Source organism: Pseudomonas sp. PP3, from assembly GCF_905336995.1.
GTDB classification, from domain to species: Bacteria; Pseudomonadota; Gammaproteobacteria; order Pseudomonadales; family Pseudomonadaceae; genus Aquipseudomonas; species Aquipseudomonas reinekei.
This window is the reverse complement of sequence record NZ_HG995459.1, coordinates 4,703,696-4,727,581: the sequence shown is the minus strand read 5'-3', so window position 1 is coordinate 4,727,581 and position 23,886 is coordinate 4,703,696. Positions and strand designations below refer to the sequence as shown.

Here is a 23,886-nt window from a genome sequence, read left to right as displayed (position 1 = left end):
GTTTAGTAGTGCTTAGCGGCTGCCGCGACGACTCATGAACGCCAGACGTTCAAGCAGTTGCACGTCCTGTTCGTTTTTCACCAGCGCACCGGCCAGTGGCGGGATGGCTTTGGTCGGATCACGTTCACGCAGCACGGCTTCGCCGATGTTGTCGGCCATCAACAGCTTCAGCCAGTCCACCAGCTCGGAGGTCGAAGGCTTTTTCTTCAGGCCCGGCACTTTGCGCACGTCGAAGAACACGTCCAGCGCTTCGCTGACCAGGTCTTTCTTGATGTCCGGGTAGTGCACGTCAACGATTTTTTGCAGGGTGGTGCGGTCCGGGAAGGCGATGTAGTGGAAGAAGCAGCGACGCAGGAAGGCGTCCGGCAGCTCTTTCTCGTTGTTGGAGGTAATGATGATGATCGGACGCTTCTTGGCCTTGATGGTCTCGTCGATCTCGTAAACGTAGAACTCCATCTTGTCGAGTTCTTGCAGCAGGTCGTTAGGGAACTCGATGTCGGCCTTGTCGATTTCGTCGATCAGCAGGATCACCCGCTCTTCGGACTCGAAGGCTTCCCAGAGCTTGCCCTTTTTCAGGTAGTTGCGCACGTCGTGGACTTTTTCGTTGCCCAGCTGAGAGTCGCGCAGGCGGCTGACCGCGTCGTACTCGTACAGGCCCTGATGGGCCTTGGTGGTGGACTTGATGTGCCAGGTGATCAGCTTGGCGCCAAAGGATTCGGCCAGTTGCTCGGCGAGCATGGTCTTGCCGGTGCCCGGTTCGCCCTTGACCAGCAACGGCCGCTCCAGGGTGATGGCGGCGTTGACCGCGAGCTTCAGGTCATCGGTGGCGACGTAGGCCTGGGTGCCTTCGAACTTCATCTGCTAATCCTCGAACGGTAACGCCGACCTGAGCGAGGCAGGGCGGGGCGCAATAAAATAGTCAGCCCCGACTATAACGCGCTGCCCGGTCGACTGTGAACGCAGACGACTTATTCAGTCTCTGAATGGGGCGTCACATCTTGACTTGGTTTCGACGTGTGGCCGGTATTGAGCTAGGTTCGAGCAGGCCGTGCTCGGGGACGACGGCTGGTGCGTTGAATGGCCTGAGCTAGACATCCAGATCGGCGCCGATACGTTGTATCTGGATGCGCTCGCGCAAAACGCAGCCGACGAAAATACCCGGATTTTCATCGATTGGCGCGCTCGCACCGGCCTGCCGTTGCATCAGGCCGCCGAGGCATTGGGCATCAGCACCCGCAGCATCACTCGCTACAGCAGCGGTCGGGAGCCTGTGCCACGCTCATTGGCGCTGGCCTGTCTCGGCTGGGACTTCCTGCAACTGCAAGCGAAATCGCCAAGGGCAGCCGAAGAGACCGGGCGGTACACCGTCACACGAAAACGTTAACCGGCATCCGGCTTCGGCCGCTCATACCGTGCATTGAATGCCTGGATGAAACCATTGCGTAAAATCTGCAAAAACGCTTCGAATGCGCTGATATTTTGCTGGTGTACGCTGCCACTGAGCTCAACCCGCGTGGCGAACTGGTTTTTGCCCTGATTTTTCAGCACGGTTTCGGAACCGCCGACGATGGCCTCCCAAATGGAACGGAACAGGCCTTTGTCTTTGTTTTCCACGTCTTGCTGCCAGTTGAACACGTCGACGTCTTTCAACAGTGGCTTGATATAGCCGGTCAGTCTGGCCTTTTTTGCCTTGGCTTCGATCACCACATCGCCATGGCCCGCGTTGAAATCGAATTTTCCGTAGGCCGAGGCGAAGTCGTTCATGCGTTTGAGCTCGATATCCCTGGCCCGCAAGCGGAACTCGAAATCTTCGAAATTGCTCAGCGGGTCAAACGTTGCGGTGGTTTCCAGCGGCGCATGCCCCAGCAGCAGCGCTTTGCCTTCGAAACGGGCATCGCGTTTGCCTTCGGTGTCGACCACATTGGTCAGGTTGAAAATGCTGGCGTCGACATTTGTGGCATTCATGTTCACCGGTGGTTTTGAGTTGAAGTTTCGAAAAGTGATTTTGCCATCGCTGATTCGCACCTCGTTCAGGGTGATAGGCAGCAGTTTGCCCAGTTGCGCCCGCCAGTCGGTGCCCTGACCGGTCTGGGAATTCTGTTTGTTGGCGCCGCCGTCGACGAAGTTCACTTCGGGTTTGATGAACTGGACTTCGGCGACCACGGCATGGTCGTACCAGAGCGAATGCCAGCTGACGGAGAGGTCGATCAACGGCGCGTTGACGAACGGTACCGGAACCTTGCCGTCGACCTTGACGATTTTCAGCCCGTTGATCTTGTAGGCACCCCGCCACAGGGCCAGGTCAACATCGGTTATCTGGCCACGGTAATCGCCCATGTCCGCCAACCTGTCGTTCAGGTAGTCACGCACCAGGTAGGGCAGGGCAAAGTGCAGGGCAATGAGTAGCACAACGAGACCGGTGAGGGTCCACAGTGGCCAGCTGTATCGACGTTTCATGGTGGCAAATCTCTGGCGATCTAAAGCCATTGACTGCACTGACCTGCGGACGTTCGACCTGACTGGACGCCTACCGGCAAGAGGCTTACCTTGATGCCCTATTTCAATGCTGTCGTTAAGGACCCAGCCATGAGCCGTATTTTCGCTGACAACGCCCATTCCATCGGCAATACGCCGCTGGTGCAGATCAACCGTATTGCTCCCCGTGGTGTGACCATCCTGGCCAAGATCGAGGGGCGAAACCCCGGCTATTCGGTCAAGTGCCGCATCGGCGCCAATATGATCTGGGATGCCGAAAGCACCGGCAAACTCAAGCCGGGCATGACCATTGTCGAACCGACTTCCGGCAATACCGGCATCGGCCTGGCCTTCGTTGCCGCCGCGCGGGGCTACAAACTGATGCTGACCATGCCTTCTTCCATGAGCATCGAGCGCCGCAAGGTGCTCAAGGCACTGGGGGCGGAGCTGGTGCTGACCGAGCCGGCCAAGGGCATGAAGGGGGCTATTGAAAAGGCTGGGGAAATCGTCGCGAGCGATCCTTCCACCTACTTCATGCCGGCGCAATTCGACAACCCGGCAAACCCGGCCATTCACGAAAAAACCACCGGTCCGGAAATCTGGAACGACACCGATGGCGCAGTGGATGTTCTGGTGGCAGGTGTCGGAACCGGTGGAACCATTACCGGTGTGTCGCGGTATATCAAGAATACCCAGGGCAAACCGATTCTCTCAGTGGCGGTCGAGCCCGTCGTATCGCCGGTAATCACCCAAGCGCTGGCCGGTCAGGAAATCAAGCCGAGCCCGCACAAGATCCAGGGTATCGGAGCCGGTTTTGTGCCGAAGAACCTCGACTTGTCGATTGTCGATCGCGTGGAGCTGGTCAGCGACGAAGAATCCAAGGCCATGGCCCTGCGTTTGATGCAGGAAGAAGGCATTTTGTGCGGTATCTCCTGCGGCGCGGCGATGGCGGTGGCGGTGCGATTGGCCGAGACCCCGGAAATGCTAGGGAAAACCATTGTGGTGATCCTGCCGGACTCCGGCGAGCGCTATTTGTCGAGCATGCTGTTCAGCGATCTGTTTACCGAGCAGGAGAACCAGCAGTAAACCGCAGCGTCCGGTTGATGGTGGAGGAGGGGCAAAAGCCTTCTCCATCAAGGCTGATTGACGTCAGCCAGCGTTCAGGCCCTTCGTGCTAATAAGTGCTTTGTTGCACATTCGTTAACACTGATTGTTGGCCCAGGCGGGTTTTCCCTTGGTGGGTAATGTTTATCATGCCGGTTGCAACGTCGGGTAAATGGCGTTGTGCAACGTGTTTACTGCCAAGGAGTTGTTGATGACCTTTTCTTTTGCCGCGAAGGCTTCGTTGTTGCTGCTGTTTCTGGGCAGTACCCTCTATGTGCATTTACGTGGCAAGGCGCGTTTGCCGGTCCTGCGCCAGTTCGTCAACCACTCGGCACTGTTTGCCCCCTATAACGCCTTGATGTACCTGTTCTCCAGCGTGCCTTCCAAACCTTATCTGGACCGCGACAGGTTTCCCGAACTGGACGTGCTCAAGCACAATTGGCAAGCCATTCGCGACGAAGCGATGCACCTGTTCGACGAGGGCTACATCCGCGCCGCCGAGAAAAACAATGACGCCGGTTTTGGCTCGTTTTTCAAGAAAGGCTGGAAGCGTTTCTATCTCAAGTGGTACGACAAACCATTGCCCTCAGCAGAACTGCTGTGCCCGAAAACCGTGGAGCTGGTCAACAGCATTCCCAACGTCAAGGGCGCGATGTTTGCGCTCCTGCCAGGCGGCAGTCACCTCAACCCGCATCGCGACCCGTTCGCCGGCTCCCTGCGATATCACCTGGGCCTGTCCACCCCCAATTCCGACGATTGCCGGATCTTCGTCGACGGCCAGGAATACGCCTGGCGTGACGGAGAAGACGTGATGTTCGACGAGACCTATGTGCACTGGGTCAAGAACGAAACCGACCATACCCGGGTCATCCTGTTCTGCGATATCGAGCGGCCCCTGAGCAATCGCGTGATGACGCGCATCAACCGTGCCATCAGTGCGTTTTTAGGACGCGCCACTGCGCCCCAGAACCTGGATGACGAACATGTCGGCGGGATCAATCGGGCTTACGCCTGGAGCAAGAACTCCAGTGATAAAGTCAGCGGTGCAGTCAAACAGTGGAAACGTGGTAATCCAAAGGCTTACCGAGTGCTGCGGCCTGTGTTGGCTGTGCTGGTATTGGCGTTGTTGGGGTATTGGTTGTTCGGGTGATGGTCTGCATAAAAAAACCGCTCTCTTGGAGCGGTGAACAACCGTTTTACTTGGTCAGCGCATGCTCGGCCCGCACCGAGTTCATGAACGCCTGCATCGCCGACGACTGAATGCGATGACGGCGAGTGATCAAGCCGTACGGTGGCAACCGTGCTTCGAACTTGATCGGCAGCACAGCCAACAGGTCACGACCGGGATAATCCTCGACCACCGACACCGGCGTGACACCCAGCATGTCGGTCTGTTGTATCAATGAAAGCAGGGTCATGATCGAAGTGGTTTCGACGATGCTGCTGGGGATGTCGACCCGGGCGTTGTGGAACACCTGATTGATGATCGCGCGCATCGGACTGGGTTGTTGTTGCAGCACCCACGTCATGTTCTGCAACTCTGCCCAACCCAGATTTTTCTCTTGCGCCAACGGATTTTGCGCACCGGCAATCACGCACAGTTCTTCTTCACCGAGGCTGTCGAAAAGCAGTTCTTCAGCCCGCGCACCGGGCGGAATCCGCCCCAGCACGATGTCCAGTTGATCCTGCAGCAGTGCCTGTACCAGCACGTCGCTGGTATCGACCTGGATGCTCATGGACAAGCGTGGATGGCTCTGTTTCAACGTGGCAATGGTGCGGGTCAACAGCCCCGAAGCCAATGCCGGAATGGCACCGACCGCGACCCGCCCAAGGTTGCCCGATTGGAGCGCCACCAGTTCTTCGCGCATGCCGCTGAGTTCGGCGAACACCATGCGTGCGTAGTAGATGACGGTTTCACCAAAAGGCGTGGAGCGCATGCCCCGAGGCAGGCGTTCGAAGAGCTCGACGCCGAGCAAATCCTCAGCCTCGTGCAACATTTTGGTCGCCGCCGGCTGGGTCATGCCGATGTGGTCAGCGGCGCGCCGCAACGAACCGAATTCCTCCAGCGCCAGCATCAACCGCAGTTGGCGCAGACGCAGTCGACTGTGGATTACATTGGCATCTGGAATTCGGGACATGGGCCGTACTCGCAATAAAGACTGCGGCAAGCCTGACAACAAATGTCAGGCCTTGCCAGCATTGCCGTGTCACAGCACCGATTTTGGTTTGGCGACGTGAGGTTTGCGCAGGCCCAGCAGCGCAGCCAGCGCCTTGGAAATCAACGGCCAGAACAGCATCAGCAGCGCTGCCGTGGTCAGGCAGCCCACCAGTGGGTTGGACCAGAAAATGCTCAGGTGGCCGTCAGAGAACAGCATCGACTGACGGAACGCATCTTCAGCCTTGTCTCCCAAAACAGCCGCCAGCACCAGTGGCGCAATCGGGTAGCCGAGTTTCTTGAACAGGTAACCCAGCGCACCGAAGCCCAGCATCAACACCACGTCGAAGAACGAGTTGTGCACCGAGTACGCGCCGATGGCGCAGACCATGATGATGATTGGCGCGATGATCGAGAACGGAATGCGCAGGATCGAAGCGAACAGCGGCACGGTGGCCAACACCACGATCAGGCTGACCACGTTGCCCAGGTACATGCTGGCGATCAGGCCCCAGACAAAATCGTGTTGCTCGACGAACAACGTCGGCCCCGGGTGCAGGCCCCAGATCATCAGGCCACCGAGCATCACCGCGGCCGTGGCAGACCCCGGAATGCCCAGGGTCAGCATCGGCAGCAGCGCGCTGGTGCCGGCGGCGTGGTCGGCGGTTTCCGGGGCGATCACGCCTTCGATTTCGCCTTTGCCGAAGTTGTCGCGGTTTTTCGAAAAGCGCCGCGCCAGGCTGTAGCTCATGAACGATGCGGCCGTCGGGCCACCAGGCGTGATACCCATCCAGCAACCGACCAGGGTGCTGCGCACAATCGTCCACCAGTAGCGCGGCAGTTTTGCCCAGGTGCGCAAAATCACCATCGGTGTAATCCGCGCGTGTTCGCCACGGAACACCAGGCCTTCTTCTACAGTGCAGAGGATTTCGCCGATGCCGAACAGGCCGATCACCGCGACTTCAAAACTGATCCCGGTCATCAGGATTGGCTGGTCGAATGTCAGGCGCAGGTTGCCCGACACGGTGTCCATGCCGACTGCCGCCATGGCGAAACCGATCATCATCGCCACCACGGTTTTCAACGGCGGGTTCTTGCTCATGCCAATGAAGGTGCAGAACGCCAACAGGTACACCGCGAAGAATTCCGGCGAGCTGAAGGACATGGCGAACGCGGCGATTTTTGTCGACAGGAACGTCAGCAACAACACCCCGCACAAGGCACCGATCAGTGCCGAGCTGAACGCCGCGGTCAACGCTTCGGCAGCGCGGCCTTCGCGGGCCATCGGGTAGCCGTCAAACGTCGTCGCCACCGATGAGGGCTCACCGGGTATGTTGAACAGGATCGAGGTGATCGAACCGCCAAACAAAGCGCCCCAATACATGCACGACAGCAGGATGATCGCCGACACCGGCGACATGGTGAACGTCAGTGGCAGCAACAGCGCCACGCCGTTGGGGGCGCCAAGGCCGGGCAGGACGCCGACCAGAATGCCCAGCAGCACGCCGATCACCATCAGGCCGATGTGGCCCGGGGTCAGGATCAGGTTCATGCCTTGCAACAGGGAATCGAATTCGCTCATTTGAAAGTTCTCCCGGCCAGGGCAATCCAGTCGCCCATCGGGCCGGCATCCAGCGGGACCTTGAACCACAGCGCGAAGATCAGGTAGCTGGCGAGTACCGCGCCGAGGGATACGCTGCCGATCATCAATTTGCCGTACGGTTTTGCACGGGCCTTGTCACGCCACATGAACCACGCGATGAAGCACGCCGAGGCGACGTAGATGCCGGTGAACGGCATTGCGCCGACGAACAGGGCGATGGGCACGAACACCGACATCACTTGCCTGAACGCACTGCGGCTGACGAATGCAACGCTCATGGCTTGCCAGCGCACCACGGTCAACACGCCGTTGGCGACGCTCGCAGCGCTCAACATCAAGCCGATGTAGAAGGGAAAGTAACCCGGCTCAGGGCCGGCATCGCCCCAGCCGATGCCTTGTTCGATACTGCCGTACATCACCACCGCGCCGAGCAGTGCGGTGAAGACCGTCAGGCCGAGCTCGACCCAACGGGTGCCGACCAGCGCCGGTGAATCCGAAGAATGGGACATCAAACACCTCCAGCAGGTGACGGCCGCCCGTGGGCGAGCGGCCCTGGCAACTTCAGTTTTTCAGCCAGCCGGCTTCCTTGAACACCGGAGTGACGCGGGCGGTGTCTTTTTCGATGTAGGCGGTCAGCGGTTCGCCTTCAAGGAAGGTTGGCACCAGCGCGTTTTGCTTCACGTAGGCCTTGAACTCATCGGTCTGCGTGACTTTGCGCATCAGCTCGACATAAAACGCCCGTTGTTCGGCGCTGATATCGCCGGGCATGAACACGGTGCGCGGGAAGCGATATTGGTCGATACCCAGGCCTTGTTCGTGGCAGGTCGGTACGTCGGCCCAGGATTTCTCGCCAGCCACCTTCTCGGTGTAGCTCATGCGCTCCTTACTGAACACACAGAGTGGCTCGACCTGGTCGCCACGCCATTGGCTGATGCTTTCGCTGGGGTTGTTGACGTTGGCGGCGATGTGTTTGCCGGCCAGTTGCGTCGCGGCTTCACTGCCGCTCTTGAACGGGATGTACACCAGTTTGCTGTTGTTGGTCTGGTTGAGCAGCAAGGTCAGGGTCTGGTCGACGTCCTTGGACTGGCTGCCACCCATGCGCAGTTTCGACGGATCAGCCTTGGCCGCTTCGTAGAAGCCCTTCGCGTCTTTCCACGGCGCGCCTTTGTAACTCCAGAGGATGAAGTCATCTTCGGCCACGGCGGCAATCGGTGTCAGTTCCTGCCATTGGTAACCGAGCTTGGACACCAGCGGTAACAGGTAGATGTTGTTGGTGCCGATCACCAGTTTCTCGGCATCGCCCTTGTTCATTTTCATGTCGAGGAACGCTTCGGCGCCGTTGCCGCCGCCCTTGTTGAGGACGATGGTATTGACGTCGAGCAGCTTGTGGGTGGTGATGATTGACTGGATCAGGCGACCGAGTTGATCGGTTCCGCCACCGGGGCCGCCGGCGACAACGATTTCGACGTTCTTGTCCGGTTGCCAGGCGGCCTGAGCGAGAGCGGGAAGGGCACCGGTGGCGATCAGGCTGCAGCCAAGAACCAGACGGGAAGTGCGACGGACGAATGCATTTCGCATGATGGAAGAGCCTCGTTTTTGTAGTTGTTATGAGTGACTTGTCTGCGCTGTGAAGCCGCAAGCCTGGCCTGAGTGTGGGAAGGCGCGGTCGCCGCGTCTAGTCAAAACAATACATACACCGATAGCCTAGGGTTATAGCTCGTTACCGGGAAAACCGTGGATATTGCTCAGAGACCTGCGCTAGAGCTTTTCCCGAAACAAGTCGAAATAGATAGAGGTGGGTGAAAGCCCAGTGAAAGCAGCCTGTGCCATAACCCGAAGCTATCACCTGATTTCAAGTTTTGATTAGACGGTTATCACCGGGCCTTCGATAGTGCTCATAACGTCGTGAAAAACGCGGCACAACGCTCACCCGGCTCCTACAGATTGACGTTTGCATCTCCACAAAAATAATAAAACGAGGTTCGCACCATGGCTCGTCCCAGTGCTTCCCTGCATCTGCCCGGCGTAGAGGCTCCACCCGCCGTCGCGGCTGTACCGCAGGCCACCGCCGCCAAGGCCAGCAGTGTGCGCTGGCGAATCTTCGCGATCGTCTTTGCGCTGACCATGGTCAACTTGATCGACCGGGTGTCGCTGTCCATCGCGATACCGACCATTGCCCATGAGTTTTCCCTGTCGCCGAGCATGCAAGGGCTGATCCTCAGCAGTTTCTTCTGGGCCTGCATGCTCGGCGGTGTTCGTGCTGGCGACGTTGTTCATCAGCCTGGATGAGGTGCGCCATGGCTAATGCGCAATGGGACACCCAGCGGGCGATGTTCGCCAGCAACTTTCCGGTGGACAGCCTGTGCGGCTCGTTCGACGACATCTACAGCGGTTTCAAATCCATCGTCGCCGATCTGCCACAGGCTGATCAGGAGCGACTGTTCTACAGCAACGCGCAGCGCATCTATCGCTGCGAACCTTGCGCCATTGACCAGGCGCGACCTGAATTCTTGAGGAGTGAAGCATGAAAAAAACCACTATCGCCATGGTCCTCGGTGACCCGGCGGGCATTGGCCCGGAGTTGATTGCACGCTTGCTCGCCGAGCCCGACGTGCGCAGCAAGGCCAACGTCATCCTGATCGCCGACGAAGCGGAAATGCTTCGCGGCATGCGCATTGCCGGCACCGAGTTTCCTTATCGTCGAGTGGAGACTTTGCAAGCGCTGCAGTTTGTCGATGACACGCCATTGTTCTACGACTTTCGCGGTGAGGCGGTGGGTGAATTCCCGCGCAGCGAGGCCAGCGTGATTGGCGGTCGCTACAGCCTCGATACTTTGGAACAGGCCCTGCGCCTGACCGAAGCCGGGACCACTGACGCAATCCTGTTCGGGCCGCTGAACAAGACCTCGCTGCACATGGCCGGCATGGCGCACAACGACGAACTGCACTGGTTTGCCGAGTTGCTGGATTTCCACGGGCCGTTCTGCGAATTCAATGTGCTCGACAATCTGTGGACTTCACGGGTGACTTCCCACGTGGCCCTGGCCGAGGTTTCGGGTCTGCTCAGTGAGCAGCGGGTGGTTGAAGCGATTCAACTGATCGACACTGCGCTCAAGCGCAATGGCCTGGAGAAACCGCGCATCGGCGTTTGCGGTTTGAACCCGCACAACGGCGACAACGGTTCGTTCGGCCGTGAGGAACTGGACATCATCGGCCCGGCCGTACGCTCGGCGCAGGCGCTGGGGATCGCGGCGGAAGGGCCGTATCCCGGGGACACGATTTTCCTCAAGGTCCAGGGCGATGCCAGTGCCTTCGACGCGGTCGTGACCATGTACCACGACCAGGGCCAGATCGCGATCAAGTTGATGGGCTTTTCACGGGGCGTCACGGTGCAGGGCGGCCTGCCCATCCCGATCACCACCCCGGCCCATGGCACTGCATTCGATATTGCAGGGCAGGGCAAGGCAAATGTGGGCGCGACTCGCCAGGCCTTTGAGATTGCCTGCCGGATGGGGGCCAACAGCTACTAACGCAACGCAATACCCCTGTAGGAGCTGGCAAGCCGGCTCTGATTGGTGGTGTCTCCAAATTTTTTTGAACAATGCAATTCCCCTGTAGGAGCTGGCTTGCCAGCGATGACGGCCTGACAGACACCCTGGAGTGACTGCCAGGCCCCAATCGCAGGCAAGCCAGCTCCTACAGTTTTATGTAATACCCGATAACTCGATCTACCTGATAACTGCTTTTTCCTATCACCCCAGGTTATCGGCGGATACGCATAAGTGATTATCCGCATCCCCCGGGCGCTGGCTAAAGTCGGCCCATCGAATGCCGGAGCCGACCGTTCTGCGCACACGACCGACAACTACAAGAAACCGGCAGCCCAAGGAACTGTATTCATGAAAATCAAAGCGATCCGTACCCGCGTATTCGAGTGGAAAGGCAAAGTCGTTCCACCCCAAGCGCACTTCTGCACCAACGCCAGCGACATCCTCTTCGAGCGCGGCGATGCCATGGGCTCGTTCCGTTTCCACGGCTGGCTGGTGGTGGAAGTCGAGACCGACACCGGTCTTGTCGGCATCGGTAACTGCGCCCTGGCGCCGCGTGTGGCCAAGGAAATCATCGACACTTACCTCGCGCCGATCGCCATTGGCGAAGACCCGTTCGACAACGAATACATCTGGCAGAAAATGTACCGCCAGAGCCACGCCTGGGGCCGCAAAGGCATTGGCATGGCGGCGATCTCGGCGATCGACATCGCGATCTGGGACATCATGGGCAAAGCGGTCAACAAACCCGTCTTCAAGCTGCTCGGCGGTCGCACCAAGGAAAAGATCTGGACCTACGCCTCCAAGCTCTACGCCAACGACAACCTCGACCTGTTCCTCGAGGAAGCCCAGGGCTACCTGAACCAAGGCTTCACTGCGTTGAAAATGCGCTTCGGCTACGGCCCGAAAGACGGCCCGGCGGGCATGCGCAAGAACATCGAACAAGTACGCGCGCTGCGTAATCTGGCCGGCCCTGACGTCGACATCATGCTCGAATGCTACATGGGCTGGACCCTGGAATACGCGCGGCGAATGTTGCCGAAACTGGCCGAGTTCGAACCGCGCTGGCTGGAAGAGCCGGTGATCGCCGATGACATCGAAGGCTACATCGAGCTGAAGAAGATGGGGATCATGCCGATTTCCGGCGGCGAGCACGAATTCACTTCCTACGGCTTCAAAGACCTGCTGGAACGCCGCGCCATCGACGTGATCCAGTACGACACCAACCGCGTCGGCGGCATCACCGCCGCGCGCAAGATCAACGCCATGGCCGAAGCCTGGTCGGTGCCGGTCATCCCCCACGCCGGGCAGATGCACAACTACCACCTGACCATGTCCACCACGGCTTCGCCGATGGCCGAGTTCTTCCCGGTGTTCGACGTCGAAGTCGGCAACGAGCTCTTCTACTACGTGTTCAAGGGCGAGCCGCAACCGGTCAACGGCTACATCCAGCTCGACGACAACAAGCCGGGCCTGGGCCTGGAAATCTCCGATGAGTACTTGAGCGACTTCAACATCATCGAGTGACCTGGAGGCGCCGCAAACCTGCGGCGCCCACCCTGAATTTCTGGAGGCCAGCATGCGCCTGATTCAATTCGAAAACGCCAACGGGGAGCGCCAGGTCGGACTCGTCGACGGGGCACAAGTCCAAGTGCTCCAAGGCACCCGCAACACCCGTGAACTGGCACTCGCCGCGATCCGCGGCAAACGCAGCCTGCAAGAAGAGGTCGCCTTGCGCGGCACCGAGCCGGGCCCGGATTACGCACAGCTGTTGCAACAAGGCAAAGTCCTGCCGCCACTCGACCATGAAGACCCGGCCCATTGCCTGATCAGCGGCACCGGCCTGACCCATTTGGGCAGCGCCTCGGCGCGGGACAAAATGCACCAGCAGGAAGGTGCGGTGGAAGCCGGCATGACCGACACCATGCGCATCTTCAAATGGGGCCTTGAAGGCGGCAAACCTGCGGCGGGGCAGGTCGGTGCACAACCGGAATGGTTCTACAAAGGCGACGGCAGCATTGTCGTGCGCCCCGGCGCGGACTTCCCGGTGCCGCCGTTTGCCGAGGATGCCGGTGAAGAACCGGAGCTGACCGGCCTCTACGTGATCGGCGACGACGGCCAGCCGTATCGGGTCGGTTATGCACTGGGCAATGAGTTCTCCGACCATGTCATGGAGCGGCGCAATTACCTGTACCTCGCCCACTCGAAACTGCGCAGCTGCTCCTACGGTCCGGAGCTGCGCGTCGGTGAATTGCCCAAGCATCTGGTCGGTACCAGCCGCATCAAGCGCAATGGTGAAACGATCTGGGAAAAGGAATTTCTCAGCGGCGAAGACAACATGTGCCACAGCCTGGCCAACCTTGAATTCCACCACTTCAAGTACGCGCAATTTTTGCGCCCTGGTGACGTCCATGTGCATTACTTCGGCACCGCGACCTTGTCGTTCGCCGACGGTGTGAGGACCCAGCCGGGGGATCGTTTCCAGATCAGCCTCGACGAGTTCGGTGCGCCATTGGTCAACGGCATTGGTGAAAGTGCCCAGCCGTTGCAAATCGGTCAGGTGCGCACACTCTGACCCCGCATCGGGAACGCCGACGAACCTGTAGGAGCTGGCTTGCCAGCGATTGGCCTTCCAGCCTTGTGCCGTCCTTGTGGACGCCATCGCCAGCAAGCCGGCTCCTGCAAGGTTTGCCATTGATCAAGGAATCCACATGACCATTCTTTTTGGACACAACTACATCGGCGGTCGCCGCAGCGCCAACGGCACCTTGCAATTGCAAAGCCTCGATGCGACCACCGGCGAACCCTTGCCCGGCACATTTTTCCAGGCATCCGAAAGTGAGGTAGATGCAGCCGCCAAAGCCGCTGCTGCGGCGTACCCGATCTATCGCAACTTGAGTGCGGAAAAACGTGCCCGGTTCCTCGATGCCATTGCCGATGAAATCGACGGACTGGGCGATGACTTCGTCGCTACCGTGTGCCGCGAAACCGCGTTGCCGGCCGGGCGCATTCAAGGGGAACGGGGACGCACCAGCGGCCAGTTGCGCCTGTTCGCCAAAGTACTGCGTCGCGGTGATTTCTACGGCGCGCGCATCGACCGCGCGTTGCCGGAGCGCCAGCCATTGCCGCGCCCGGATCTGCGTCAGTACCGCATCGCCCTGGGGCCCGTGGCGGTGTTCGGCGCGAGCAATTTCCCGTTGGCGTTTTCCACCGCTGGCGGCGATACCGCGTCAGCGCTCGCCGCCGGTTGCCCAGTGGTGTTCAAGGCCCACAGCGGCCACATGGCAACCGCCGAGTGGGTGGCCGATGCGATCATCCGTGCCGCTGAACGGACCGAAATGCCGACTGGCGTATTCAACATGATTTATGGCGGCGGTGTCGGTGAGTGGCTGGTCAAGCATCCGGCCATTCGGGCGGTGGGCTTCACCGGTTCGCTCAAGGGCGGCAATGCCTTGAGCCACATGGCCGCCAACCGGGCGCAGCCGATTCCGGTGTTCGCCGAGATGTCGAGCATCAACCCGGTGTTCCTGTTGCCCGAGGCACTGGCAGTGCGCGGTGAGCAGATTGCGGCGCAACTGGCCGGTTCGGTGACGTTGGGTTGTGGTCAGTTCTGTACCAATCCGGGTCTGGTCATCGGCTTGCGTTCGCCGCAGTTCAGCCTGTTTCTGGAAACCTTCTGCGCCAGCATGAACCAGCAACCGGCGCAGACCATGCTCAATGCCGGCGCTCTCGCCAGCTACAGTCAAGGCCTTGGCGAGTTACATGAACATCCGGGCCTGACGCATCTGGCGGGCAAGCCGCAACAGGGCACTCAGGCGCACCCGCAAGTGTTCAAGGCCGATGTCAGCCTGTTGCTCAAGGGCGATGAACTGCTGCAGGAGGAGGTGTTCGGACCAACCACCATTGTCATCGAAGTCGAAGATCGCGCGCAGTTGGCGGCGGCATTGCACGGCCTGCACGGGCAATTGACGGCGACCTTGATCGGCGAGGCAGACGAGTTGCTGGAATATCGTTGGCTGGCAGAGGTGCTGCAAGAGAAAGTCGGGCGGATTTTGCTCAACGGCTATCCGACCGGAGTTGAGGTGTGTGAGGCGATGGTGCATGGCGGGCCGTATCCGGCGACCTCGGATTCGCGGGGCACATCGGTGGGCACGCTGGCTATTGATCGGTTCCTGCGGCCGGTGTGTTTCCAGAATTATCCGGATGCGTTGCTGCCCGAGGCGTTGCAGGATGCCAATCCGCTGGGCATACGGCGGTTGGTGGATGGGGAGGTGAGTGCTTTAGCCCTTTAGATGTGGGTGCCTGATCGACCGCTATCGCTGGCAAGCCAGCTCCTACAGTGTCAGGTGTTGTACGTAAATTACGTGGGCAACCCCGATCCCTTGTAGGCGCTGGCTTGCCAGCGATGGCGTCATCAGCGGCACCACAAATCTATTTGGCCGCTACCTTAGCCACCTTCACCAGTGCCGGCTTCAACACCAGCCACAACGCCACGGCAATCAATACCCCGCCATAGATATGCGCCATCGACAGCGGCTCATCCAGAAACAGCGCGCCCCACAACACACCGAACAGCGGGATCAGGAAGGTCGTGGTCATCGATTTCACCGGGCCAACCGAGCTCAGGAGGCGGAAGTAAATGATGTACGCAAACGCCGTGCAGCCCAGGCCCAATCCCAGCAGCGATAGCCAGACACTCCAGCCGCCCCAGCTCGCCGGTGGTTGGCTGATAACGCTGTAGCCGAACAGCGGCAGCAGGAACAGCGTCGCGCCGAGCATGCTGCCCAGTGCCGACAAGCGGCTGTCGAGACCTCCGGCCTGATCGAGCCAGCGGCGCGCCAGAAAGCCCGCAAATCCGTAGCACGTGGTCGCGAGCAGGCAGGCGACGGCACCCATCAGCAGTTCCATATCGAACGCCACCGGACCGGCACGGGTCAGCACGCCCACGCCGAACAGCCCGAGGAACACGCCGCCGAGCTTGGCGCCGGTGAGCCGTTCATGGAAAAACAGGCCGCCGATCAACACGCCCATCAACGGGGTGGTGGCATTGAAAATCGACGAATAACCGGCGGGCAGCACCTGCGCGGCCACCGAATAGAGCGTCGCCGGAATGCCGGAGTTGATCACCCCGAGCAGCATTACGGTTTTCAGTTTGCCCTTGAAATCCCAGCTGATACGCATCAGCCCCAGAATCACCAGCAACCCGGCAGCGGCAATCGACACACGGAAAAAAGCGGTAGGGATGCTGCCTATCACCGGCGCAATGATGCGCATGAACAGGAAGCTCGCCCCCCAAATGGCCGCAAGTGACAGTAAACGGAATAAATCGACGGGGTTCACAGCGCGTTCCTTCCTTGATGAGGGCGAGAGTGTTGCTGAGCGCCTGATCGATGGCAACCGGAAAACGAGCAGGTAACTCTCAAGGCGTTGATGACGCGGCAGTCACAAAATTACGCTTCTCCTGCACCCGTTTCACTGGCTAAGCTCAAGGCTCACGAATTCCCGCAGAGGTCTCACCATGCCGCAGCAATGGCCAGCCGCCGACATCGCCCGTTTGATCCTCGATGGCTTTGACGATTACCGCGAGCATTTTCGCCAGATCACCGACGGCGCCCGTGCCCGCTTCGAACAGGCCAAGTGGCAGGAGGCGCAGTCGGCGTCGGCCGCGCGGATCAGCCTGTATGAAGAAAAAGTCAGTGAAACGGTGGGCCGCTTGCGCACGGCATTTGACACCGACACGCTGGACGTCAGCTGCTGGCCACTGGTGAAAAGCGCCTACATCAGCCTGATCGACCTGCGCTTCGACGATGAACTGTCCGAGACCTGGTACAACTCGATTTTTTGCGGATTGTTCAGCCATGACCTGATCAGCGATGGCTGCATGTTTATCCACACCACCCGACCCAGCCTGCGCCGGGCCCGCGCTGCGCAAACCCGCACCTATAAACCCCAAGGGCAATTGTCCGGCATGCTCGCGAGCATCTTTGCCGATTACCGCTTCAGCGAGGAATACGCCGACCTGTCCGGCGACCTCAAGCGCCTCGAAGCACAACTGCGCGAGAACCTGCCGGACTGGGTGTGCAAGGACCCGGAACTGAGCGTCGAACTGTTTTCCTCGGTGCTTTACCGCAACAAGGGCGCTTACCTGGTGGGGCGCATCTACACCGCCGACGAACAATGGCCGCTGGCGATCCCGTTGTTGCACCTGGAGGGTCGCGGCATCCAGATCGACGCGCTGATCACCGACGAGGCGGACGTGTCGATCATTTTCTCGTTCACCCGTTCGTATTTCATGGTGGATGTGCCAGTGCCGGCTGAGTTCATCGGCTTCCTTAAACGCATTTTGCCGGGCAAGCACATCGCCGAGCTGTACACCTCGATCGGTTTCTACAAGCACGGCAAGTCCGAGTTTTACCGAGCGCTGATCAATCACCTGGCCAACACCGACGACCAGTTCATCATGGCCCCCGGTGTGCGCGGCATGGTCATGAGCGTGTTCACGCTGCCGGGGTTCAACACCGTATTCAAAATCATCAAGGACCGTTTCTCGCCGTCGAAAAACGTCGACCGCGCCACGGTGATCGAAAAGTATCGCCTGGTGAAAAGCGTCGACCGCGTCGGGCGCATGGCCGATACCCAGGAGTTCGCCGACTTCCGTTTTCCGCTAAGCAAATTCGATCCGGCGTGCCTGGAAGAGCTGCTGGAAGTCGCGCCGTCAACGGTGTCGGTGGAAGGCGACACGGTGCTGATCCGCCACTGCTGGACCGAGCGCCGCATGACGCCGCTGAATCTGTACCTGGAAAACGCCAACGAAGCGCAGGTGCGCGAAGCGCTGGAAGATTACGGCCTGGCGATCAAGCAACTGGCGGCGGCGAACATTTTTCCCGGGGACATGCTGCTGAAGAACTTCGGCGTGACCCGCCACGGTCGTGTGGTGTTTTATGACTACGACGAAATCTGCTTCCTGACTGAAGCCAACTTCCGCCACATTCCCGAGCCGCGTACACCGGAAGACGAAATGGCGTCCGAACCGTGGTATTCGATCGGGCCACTGGATGTGTTCCCTGAAGAGTTTCCGCCGTTCCTGTTTGCCGATTCGGGGCAGCGCAAGCTGTTCGATCAACTGCATGGCGAGTTGTACAACGCCGACTACTGGAAAAGCCTGCAAGAGGCGATTCGCGCCGGCAAAGTAATCGACGTATTTCCCTATCGCCGCAAAGGTCTGGATAACGAGTAACTTCATTGGAGCCACCACAAACCTGTAGGAGCCCGGCTTGCCGGCGATAGCGGTCTTACGGACGCCATCGCCGGCAAGCCGGGCTCCTACAGGTCTAGGGTGAACACCCAGTGGCGAGGGAGCTTGCTCCCGCTGGGGTGCGAAGCGCCCCCGAAACCAGGCGCCGCGCAGTTTCAGACTTATCGAGATCGCCTGATTGCGACTGCTGCGCAGTCGAACGGGAGCAAGCTCCCTCGCCACAAAAGTGCTCTGGCCACAAAAGCTCCCTCGCCACAAAAGCGATCTGGCCACAAATGCCCCCTCGCCACAGAAGTGGTCAAATCTGCGACAATCGCCAACCTGCGCCACTAGACGACTGAATTGCGTACCCGATGACCGACGAATCGCCCTCCATCGACAAACTGCTGAAAAACCTCGATCACGCCATGCTCGCCGACCGCCACCGGCTGCGGCGGCAGTTGCTTGAGCTGCGCAAGAAACCCGATGAGGCCAAGCTGGCCCAATGGGTGGCGCGCATGCAGGCGTCCTGTGATCAGGTGCTGGCGCGCCGCGCCAGCCTGCCGGTGATTCGTTACGACGACAGCCTGCCGATTGCCGCCAAGCGCGACGAAATCAAGAAAGCGCTGGAAAAGCATCAGGTGCTGATCATCGCGGGCGAGACCGGTTCGGGTAAAACCACCCAGTTGCCGAAGATCTGCCTGGAAATCGGTCGTGGCCAACATGGCCTGATCGGCCACACCCAGCCGCGCCGCATCGCCGCACGCAGCGTGGCCGCGCGGGTCGCAGAAGAATTGGGTACGCCGTTGGGCGCGCTGGTCGGTTATCAGGTGCGGTTCGAGGATCAAAGCGATTCCAACACCCTGATCAAACTGATGACCGACGGCATCCTGCTGGCGGAAACCCAGAACGACCGTTACCTGGAACGCTACGATACGATCATCGTCGATGAAGCCCACGAGCGCAGCCTCAACATCGACTTCCTGCTCGGCTACCTGAAAACCCTGCTGCCGCGTCGCCCCGACCTGAAAGTCATCATCACGTCGGCGACCATCGATCTGGAGCGCTTCTCCAAGCACTTCGACGATGCGCCCATTGTCGAAGTGTCCGGGCGTACCTTCCCGGTAGACACCTGGTACCGCCCGCTGACACTGGAGCAGGATGAAGAGGGCAACCGTGTCGAGGATGACTTGACCGTGGACCAGGCGATCCTCGCCACCCTCGACGAAATCGCCGCTTATGAGCGCAGCGAACGCCGCAGTCCCGGTGACGTGCTGGTGTTCCTGCCCGGCGAGCGCGAGATTCGCGACGCTGCGGACATGCTGCGTAAAGCCCAGCTCAAACACACCGAAATTCTGCCGTTGTACGCGCGGCTGTCGCCGGCCGAACAGCAGCGGATTTTCCAGTCGCACCCAGGCCGCCGTGTGGTACTGGCGACCAACGTCGCGGAAACCTCGCTGACCGTGCCGGGTATCCGCTACGTGATCGACAGTGGCACCGCGCGCATCAGTCGCTACAGCTACCGCGCCAAGGTCCAGCGGCTGCCCATCGAAGCGATTTCCCAGGCCAGTGCCAACCAGCGTAAAGGTCGTTGCGGGCGGGTCGAGCCGGGCATCTGCGTGCGCCTCTACAGTGAAGAAGATTTCCTCGGGCGCCCGGAATTTACCGATCCGGAAATCCTGCGGACCAACCTTGCAGCCGTTATTTTGCAGATGCTGCACCTGCGCCTCGGCGAGGTCACGGCGTTCCCGTTTATCGAGCCGCCGGATGGCAAGGCGATCAGCGACGGCTACAACCTGCTGCAAGAACTCTCGGCGGTGGACCGCAACAGCCAGCTGACCCCGCTCGGTCGGCAATTGGCGCGGCTGCCGGTGGACCCGCGCATGGGCCGCATGTTGCTCGAAGCGGCCAAGCTCGGCAGCTTGCAGGAAGTGCTGATTGTCGCCAGCGCCATGTCGATCCAGGACCCGCGCGAGCGCCCGCCGGAGCGACAGCAAGCGGCGGATCAGGCCCACGCACAATGGAAGGATGTCGACTCGGACTTCGCCGGGCTGGTCAATCTGTGGCGCGGGTTCGAAGAGCAGCGCCAGGCGCTGACGGCCAGTCCGTTGCGTAACTGGTGCCGCAAGAACTTCCTGAATTACCTGCGCCTGCGCGAGTGGCGCGATTCCCATCGCCAGTTGAGCCTGATCTGCCGCGACATGCAGCTGAGCCTCAACAAAGAGCCGGCGGACTATCCGAAACTGCACAAAGCGGTGCTGGTGGGTTTGCTTAGCCAGATCGGCCAGAAAACCGAAGACGGCGACTACCTCGGCGCACGGCAGCGGCGCTTCTGGATTCACCCGTCGTCGGGCATCGGCAAGAAGCGCCCACAATGGCTGATGACCGCCGAACTGGTGGAAACCACCAAGCTCTACGCGCGGATGGTGGCGAAGATCGATGCCGACTGGATCGAGCCGCTGGCCGGGCACCTGATCAAGAAAAACCACTTCGAACCGCATTGGGAGAAGAAGCGCGGCCAGGTGGTTGCCTTCGAGCAGATCACTCTGTTCGGGCTGATCGTGGTCGGTCGCCGGCCGGTGCATTACGGCCCGGTCGATCCGGTGGTGTCCCGCGAGCTGTTCATTCGTGAAGCGCTGGTGCGTGGCGAGATTCAGTCCAAGGCCAAGTGCCTGACCGCCAACAAGCAATTGCTGGAACAGCTCGACGAACTGGAAGCCAAGGCCCGACGTCGCGACATTCTTGCCGACGAAGAAACCCTGTTCGCCTTCTACGATGCGCGGCTGCCGGCGGAAATCCATCAGACCGCGACCTTCGACAGCTGGTATCGGATCAACAGCCAGAAAGACCCGCAGCTGTTGATCATGCGCGAAGAAGACGTACTGGCCCGCGAAGCCAGCGAAGTCACCGCGCAGCATTACCCGGACACGCTGCACATCGGCGATCTGGAATTGGCCCTCAGCTACCACTTCGAACCGAACCACCCGCGCGACGGCGTGACCCTGCGCGTGCCGGCGCCGCTGTTGCCGATGCTGCCGCCGGAGCGCCTTGAGTGGCTGGTGCCGGGTGTCATCGAGGCCAAGTGCATTGCCCTGGTGCGCAACCTGCCCAAGGCGTTGCGCAAGAACTTCGTGCCGGTGCCGGACTTCGTCAAAGCCGCGTTGCAACGCATGACCTTCGCCGAGGGCTCGTTGCCTCAGGCTTTGGGCCGCGAGTTGCTGCGCATGACTGGCGCCCGGGTCAGCGATGAAGCCTGGAGCGAAGCGGCGCAGCAGGTCGAAAGCCATTTGCGCATGAACCTGGAAATCGTCGACGCCCAAGGCAAGTTCCTTGGTGAAGGCCGTGATCTGGCCGAGCTGACGGCGCGTTTTGCCGAGGCGAGTCAGGCCGCGTTGGCGGTGCCGCAAACCGCGAAAAGCCAACAACCGGTCGAGCCGAAGGTGTTTGCCGCGGTTGCCGAGAAGACCCAACAGAAGATCGCCGGGCTGTCGATGACGGTGTATCCGGCGTTGGTGGAAGAGGGCGGTACGGTCAAGGAAGGACGGTTCTCGACCCCGGCCGAGGCGGAGTTCCAGCATCGTCGGGCCTTGCAGCGGTTGTTGATGCAGCAACTGGCCGACCCGGCGAAGTTCCTGCGCGGCAAGTTGCCGGGCCTGACCGAGCTGGGCCTGCTGTACCGCGACATGGGCCGTGTCGATGCGCTGATCGAAGACATTCTGCTGGCCAGCCTCGACAGCTGCATTCTTGAAGGTGAAGACCCGTTACCTCGCGACGGCGCCGGCCTGGCGTCGTTGGCCGAACGCAAGCGTGGCGCGTGGACCGAGCACGCCGAGCGGGTGGCGAAGCTGACGCTGGAAATCCTCAAGCATTGGCATGGCCTGCAAAAGCGCTTCAAGGGCAAGATCGACCTGGCACAGGCCGTGGCCCTTAACGACATCAAGCAGCAGCTCAGTCACCTGGTGTATCCGGGGTTCGTCCGGGAAACGCCGATGCAATGGCTCAAGGAGTTGCCGCGATATCTCAAGGCGATCGAACAGCGCTTCGAGAAAATCGCTGCTCAGGTGCAACGAGACCGGGTCTGGAGCGGCGAGTTGTCGGGCCTTTGGACGCAATACCAGACCCGCGCCAACAAGCACGCCCAGGAAGGCAAGCGCGATCCGCAGCTGGAGCTGTATCGCTGGTGGCTGGAGGAATACCGGGTTTCGCTGTTCGCCCAGCAATTAGGGACCAAGGTGCCGATCTCCGACAAACGCCTGAACAAACAGTGGACCCAGGTCGAGCCCTGACGCAGACCCCGTAGGAGACGGCTTGCTGGCGATGGCGTTCTTAAGAGCGCTGTCGCCAGCAAGCCGGCTCCTACAGGTCCTTCATCCGCATTCCGAAACGCTGTTTCATGGCGGGTCATCTCCCAAATAGGGCGAAAACCCTGGGTTTATGGCAAACTTCGCGCCTATAAACGCCGGCCCCGCGGTTTTGAGCCTTCGCCACTGCGGGCAGACCGGAATAAAGCGATGCCAGGTTTGCGTCCCCCGGATGGGAATAGACCCTTTGTGTATTGGTACGACGGTGCCAATGCTTTCTGCCTGAACAGATTAGAGACACGACCATGCATAACGTCGTCATCAGTGGCACCGGCCTGTACACCCCGGCCAACAGCATCTCCAACGAAGAGCTGGTGCAGTCTTTCAATGCCTATGTCGCGCAATTCAACGCCGACAACGCCGATGCCATCGCTCGCGGCGAAATCGAAGCATTGACCGAGTCCAGCGCAGCGTTCATCGAAAAAGCATCCGGCATCAAGAGCCGCTTTGTCATGGACAAGGAAGGCATTCTCGACCCGCAACGCATGGCGCCACGCCTGCCGGAGCGCTCTAACGACGAATGGTCGGTGCTCTGCCAGATGGCCATCGGCGCCGCCGAGCAAGCCTTGCAACGCGCCGGCAAGACCGCAGCGGACATCGACGGCGTGATCGTCGCTTGCTCCAACCTGCAACGTGCCTACCCGGCCATTGCCATCGAAGTACAGGAAGCGCTGGGCATCCAGGGTTTCGGTTTCGACATGAACGTGGCGTGTTCTTCGGCGACCTTCGGTATTCAGGCCGCCGCCAACAGCATCCAGCTGGGCCAGGCCCGGGCGATCCTGATGGTCAACCCGGAAGTCTGCACCGGTCACTTGAACTTCCGCGACCGCGACAGTCACTTCATCTTCGGTGATGCGGCCACTGCCGTGATCATCGAACGCGCCGACCTGGCCACGTCCGAGTACCAGTTCGACATCGTCAGCACCAAGCTGCTGACCAAGTTCTCCAACAACATCCGCAACAACTTCGGCTTCCTCAACCGCGCAGCGGAAGAGGGCATCGGTGCCAAGGACAAACTGTTTGTCCAGGAAGGTCGCAAGGTGTTCAAGGAAGTGTGCCCGATGGTGGCCGAACTGATCGGTGCGCACCTGGAAGAAAACCAGCTCAACGTCAGCGACGTGAAGCGCTTCTGGCTGCACCAGGCCAACCTCAGCATGAACCACCTGATCGTCAAGAAACTGCTCGGTCGCGACGCCACCGAACAGGAAGCGCCGGTGATTCTCGACACCTACGCCAACACCAGTTCCGCCGGTTCGGTCATTTCGTTCCACAAGAACCAGGACGATCTGCCGGCCGGATCCCTGGCGGTTCTCAGCTCGTTCGGTGCCGGTTACTCGATCGGTAGCGTGATTCTGCGCAAGCGCTGAGTCTTCGGGTTACCCCCGGTCCTTGTGGGAGCGAGCAGGC

General features: G+C 60.1%; 16 protein-coding genes and 3 pseudogenes. 12 read left to right on the top strand and 7 right to left on the bottom strand.

Translation table 11 applies throughout. From position 1 onward, the window contains the following. Nucleotides 1–12 precede the first annotated feature (12 nt). The gene (locus KHO07_RS21530; RefSeq protein ID WP_025110627.1) at nt 13–858 is read right to left on the bottom strand and encodes a MoxR family ATPase; all 846 of its coding nucleotides are present in this window, start codon (nt 856–858) and stop codon (nt 13–15) included. A 178-nt stretch (nt 859–1,036) separates the two neighbouring features. Here KHO07_RS21530 and KHO07_RS21525 point away from each other — a divergent pair. After that, nucleotides 1,037–1,384: pseudogene (locus tag KHO07_RS21525) on the top strand (hypothetical protein); the annotation flags it as partial. On the opposite strand, the gene KHO07_RS21520 reads toward KHO07_RS21525, so the two are convergent. Then, on the bottom strand, nt 1,381–2,457 hold the full coding sequence (locus KHO07_RS21520) for a DUF748 domain-containing protein (protein ID WP_150732296.1): 1,077 nt from the start codon (nt 2,455–2,457) through the stop codon (nt 1,381–1,383). The pseudogene KHO07_RS21525 and the gene KHO07_RS21520 sit on opposite strands and share 4 nt — an antisense overlap. A 129-nt stretch (nt 2,458–2,586) precedes the next feature. On the opposite strand from KHO07_RS21520, the gene cysK reads away from it, so the two are divergent. After that, nucleotides 2,587–3,561, top strand: coding sequence for a cysteine synthase A (gene cysK / locus KHO07_RS21515; RefSeq protein WP_212625480.1), 975 nt, complete (start codon nt 2,587–2,589; stop codon nt 3,559–3,561). Between the two features lie 229 nt (nt 3,562–3,790). Then, complete coding sequence (locus KHO07_RS21510; protein ID WP_150732298.1) at nt 3,791–4,729, top strand: aspartyl/asparaginyl beta-hydroxylase domain-containing protein; 939 nt, start codon at nt 3,791–3,793, stop codon at nt 4,727–4,729. A 46-nt stretch (nt 4,730–4,775) separates the two neighbouring features. On the opposite strand, the gene KHO07_RS21505 is transcribed toward KHO07_RS21510, so the two are convergent. The 4 genes from KHO07_RS21505 to KHO07_RS21490 form a co-directional block, all read right to left on the bottom strand. Continuing rightward, the gene (locus KHO07_RS21505) at nt 4,776–5,717 is read right to left on the bottom strand and encodes a LysR family transcriptional regulator (protein WP_150732299.1); all 942 of its coding nucleotides are present in this window, start codon (nt 5,715–5,717) and stop codon (nt 4,776–4,778) included. A 69-nt stretch (nt 5,718–5,786) separates the two neighbouring features. After that, nucleotides 5,787–7,316, bottom strand: a complete 1,530-nt coding sequence (locus KHO07_RS21500) for a tripartite tricarboxylate transporter permease (protein WP_212625479.1) — start codon at nt 7,314–7,316, stop codon at nt 5,787–5,789. Further along, nucleotides 7,313–7,846, bottom strand: a complete 534-nt coding sequence (locus KHO07_RS21495; protein WP_212625478.1) for a tripartite tricarboxylate transporter TctB family protein — start codon at nt 7,844–7,846, stop codon at nt 7,313–7,315. Before KHO07_RS21495 ends, KHO07_RS21500 begins: the two co-directional genes overlap by 4 nt. A gap of 52 nt (nt 7,847–7,898) precedes the next feature. After that, entirely contained in the window at nt 7,899–8,915 is a 1,017-nt protein-coding gene (locus tag KHO07_RS21490; protein ID WP_212625477.1) for a tripartite tricarboxylate transporter substrate binding protein, read from the bottom strand. Nucleotides 8,916–9,326: 411 nt separating this feature from the next. On the opposite strand from KHO07_RS21490, the pseudogene KHO07_RS21485 reads away from it, so the two are divergent. From KHO07_RS21485 to KHO07_RS21460, 6 genes and pseudogenes are all read left to right on the top strand, one after another. Continuing rightward, a pseudogene (locus KHO07_RS21485) lies at nt 9,327–9,575 on the top strand (MFS transporter); the annotation flags it as partial. A gap of 83 nt (nt 9,576–9,658) precedes the next feature. After that, nucleotides 9,659–9,865: pseudogene (locus KHO07_RS21480) on the top strand (amidohydrolase family protein); the annotation flags it as partial. Then, a complete protein-coding gene (locus KHO07_RS21475; RefSeq protein ID WP_212625476.1) occupies nt 9,862–10,866 on the top strand; it encodes a 4-hydroxythreonine-4-phosphate dehydrogenase PdxA in 1,005 nt (334 codons plus the stop codon). The pseudogene KHO07_RS21480 and the gene KHO07_RS21475, both read left to right, overlap by 4 nt. A gap of 369 nt (nt 10,867–11,235) precedes the next feature. Next, the gene (locus KHO07_RS21470; protein ID WP_034150001.1) at nt 11,236–12,411 is read left to right on the top strand and encodes an L-rhamnonate dehydratase; all 1,176 of its coding nucleotides are present in this window, start codon (nt 11,236–11,238) and stop codon (nt 12,409–12,411) included. A gap of 52 nt (nt 12,412–12,463) precedes the next feature. Next, nucleotides 12,464–13,459 carry an AraD1 family protein gene (gene araD1 / locus KHO07_RS21465; RefSeq protein WP_212625475.1) on the top strand — a complete coding sequence of 332 codons (996 nt, stop codon included), beginning with the start codon at nt 12,464–12,466 and terminating at the stop codon, nt 13,457–13,459. Nucleotides 13,460–13,595: 136 nt separating this feature from the next. Beyond that, nucleotides 13,596–15,176, top strand: a complete 1,581-nt coding sequence (locus tag KHO07_RS21460; RefSeq protein WP_212625474.1) for an aldehyde dehydrogenase (NADP(+)) — start codon at nt 13,596–13,598, stop codon at nt 15,174–15,176. A gap of 139 nt (nt 15,177–15,315) precedes the next feature. On the opposite strand, the gene KHO07_RS21455 is transcribed toward KHO07_RS21460, so the two are convergent. Continuing rightward, the gene (locus KHO07_RS21455) at nt 15,316–16,224 is read right to left on the bottom strand and encodes a DMT family transporter (protein WP_212625473.1); all 909 of its coding nucleotides are present in this window, start codon (nt 16,222–16,224) and stop codon (nt 15,316–15,318) included. A gap of 178 nt (nt 16,225–16,402) precedes the next feature. Between KHO07_RS21455 and aceK the strand changes: the two genes are divergently transcribed. From aceK to KHO07_RS21440, 3 genes are all read left to right on the top strand, one after another. Beyond that, nucleotides 16,403–18,121 (top strand): bifunctional isocitrate dehydrogenase kinase/phosphatase, encoded by a 1,719-nt coding sequence (gene aceK, locus KHO07_RS21450; protein WP_212625472.1) that lies wholly within the window; start codon nt 16,403–16,405, stop codon nt 18,119–18,121. A 371-nt stretch (nt 18,122–18,492) separates the two neighbouring features. Then, complete coding sequence (hrpA, locus tag KHO07_RS21445) at nt 18,493–22,404, top strand: ATP-dependent RNA helicase HrpA (RefSeq protein WP_212625471.1); 3,912 nt, start codon at nt 18,493–18,495, stop codon at nt 22,402–22,404. A gap of 320 nt (nt 22,405–22,724) precedes the next feature. Further along, entirely contained in the window at nt 22,725–23,846 is a 1,122-nt protein-coding gene (locus KHO07_RS21440; RefSeq protein ID WP_212625470.1) for a beta-ketoacyl-ACP synthase III, read from the top strand. Nucleotides 23,847–23,886 lie beyond the last annotated feature (40 nt).

Excerpts from the sequence above, each read along its gene's own strand:
- KHO07_RS21530 (WP_025110627.1), bottom strand. The coding sequence starts at position 858 with ATGAAGTTCGAAGGCACCCAGGCCTACGTCGCCACCGATGACCTGAAG.
- KHO07_RS21520 (WP_150732296.1), bottom strand. The coding sequence starts at position 2,457 with ATGAAACGTCGATACAGCTGGCCACTGTGGACCCTCACCGGTCTCGTT.
- cysK (WP_212625480.1), top strand. The coding sequence starts at position 2,587 with ATGAGCCGTATTTTCGCTGACAACGCCCATTCCATCGGCAATACGCCG.
- KHO07_RS21510 (WP_150732298.1), top strand. The coding sequence starts at position 3,791 with ATGACCTTTTCTTTTGCCGCGAAGGCTTCGTTGTTGCTGCTGTTTCTG.
- KHO07_RS21505 (WP_150732299.1), bottom strand. The coding sequence starts at position 5,717 with ATGTCCCGAATTCCAGATGCCAATGTAATCCACAGTCGACTGCGTCTG.
- KHO07_RS21500 (WP_212625479.1), bottom strand. The coding sequence starts at position 7,316 with ATGAGCGAATTCGATTCCCTGTTGCAAGGCATGAACCTGATCCTGACC.
- KHO07_RS21495 (WP_212625478.1), bottom strand. The coding sequence starts at position 7,846 with ATGTCCCATTCTTCGGATTCACCGGCGCTGGTCGGCACCCGTTGGGTC.
- KHO07_RS21490 (WP_212625477.1), bottom strand. The coding sequence starts at position 8,915 with ATGCGAAATGCATTCGTCCGTCGCACTTCCCGTCTGGTTCTTGGCTGC.
- KHO07_RS21475 (WP_212625476.1), top strand. The coding sequence starts at position 9,862 with ATGAAAAAAACCACTATCGCCATGGTCCTCGGTGACCCGGCGGGCATT.
- KHO07_RS21470 (WP_034150001.1), top strand. The coding sequence starts at position 11,236 with ATGAAAATCAAAGCGATCCGTACCCGCGTATTCGAGTGGAAAGGCAAA.
- araD1 (WP_212625475.1), top strand. The coding sequence starts at position 12,464 with ATGCGCCTGATTCAATTCGAAAACGCCAACGGGGAGCGCCAGGTCGGA.
- KHO07_RS21460 (WP_212625474.1), top strand. The coding sequence starts at position 13,596 with ATGACCATTCTTTTTGGACACAACTACATCGGCGGTCGCCGCAGCGCC.
- aceK (WP_212625472.1), top strand. The coding sequence starts at position 16,403 with ATGCCGCAGCAATGGCCAGCCGCCGACATCGCCCGTTTGATCCTCGAT.
- hrpA (WP_212625471.1), top strand. The coding sequence starts at position 18,493 with ATGACCGACGAATCGCCCTCCATCGACAAACTGCTGAAAAACCTCGAT.
- KHO07_RS21440 (WP_212625470.1), top strand. The coding sequence starts at position 22,725 with ATGCATAACGTCGTCATCAGTGGCACCGGCCTGTACACCCCGGCCAAC.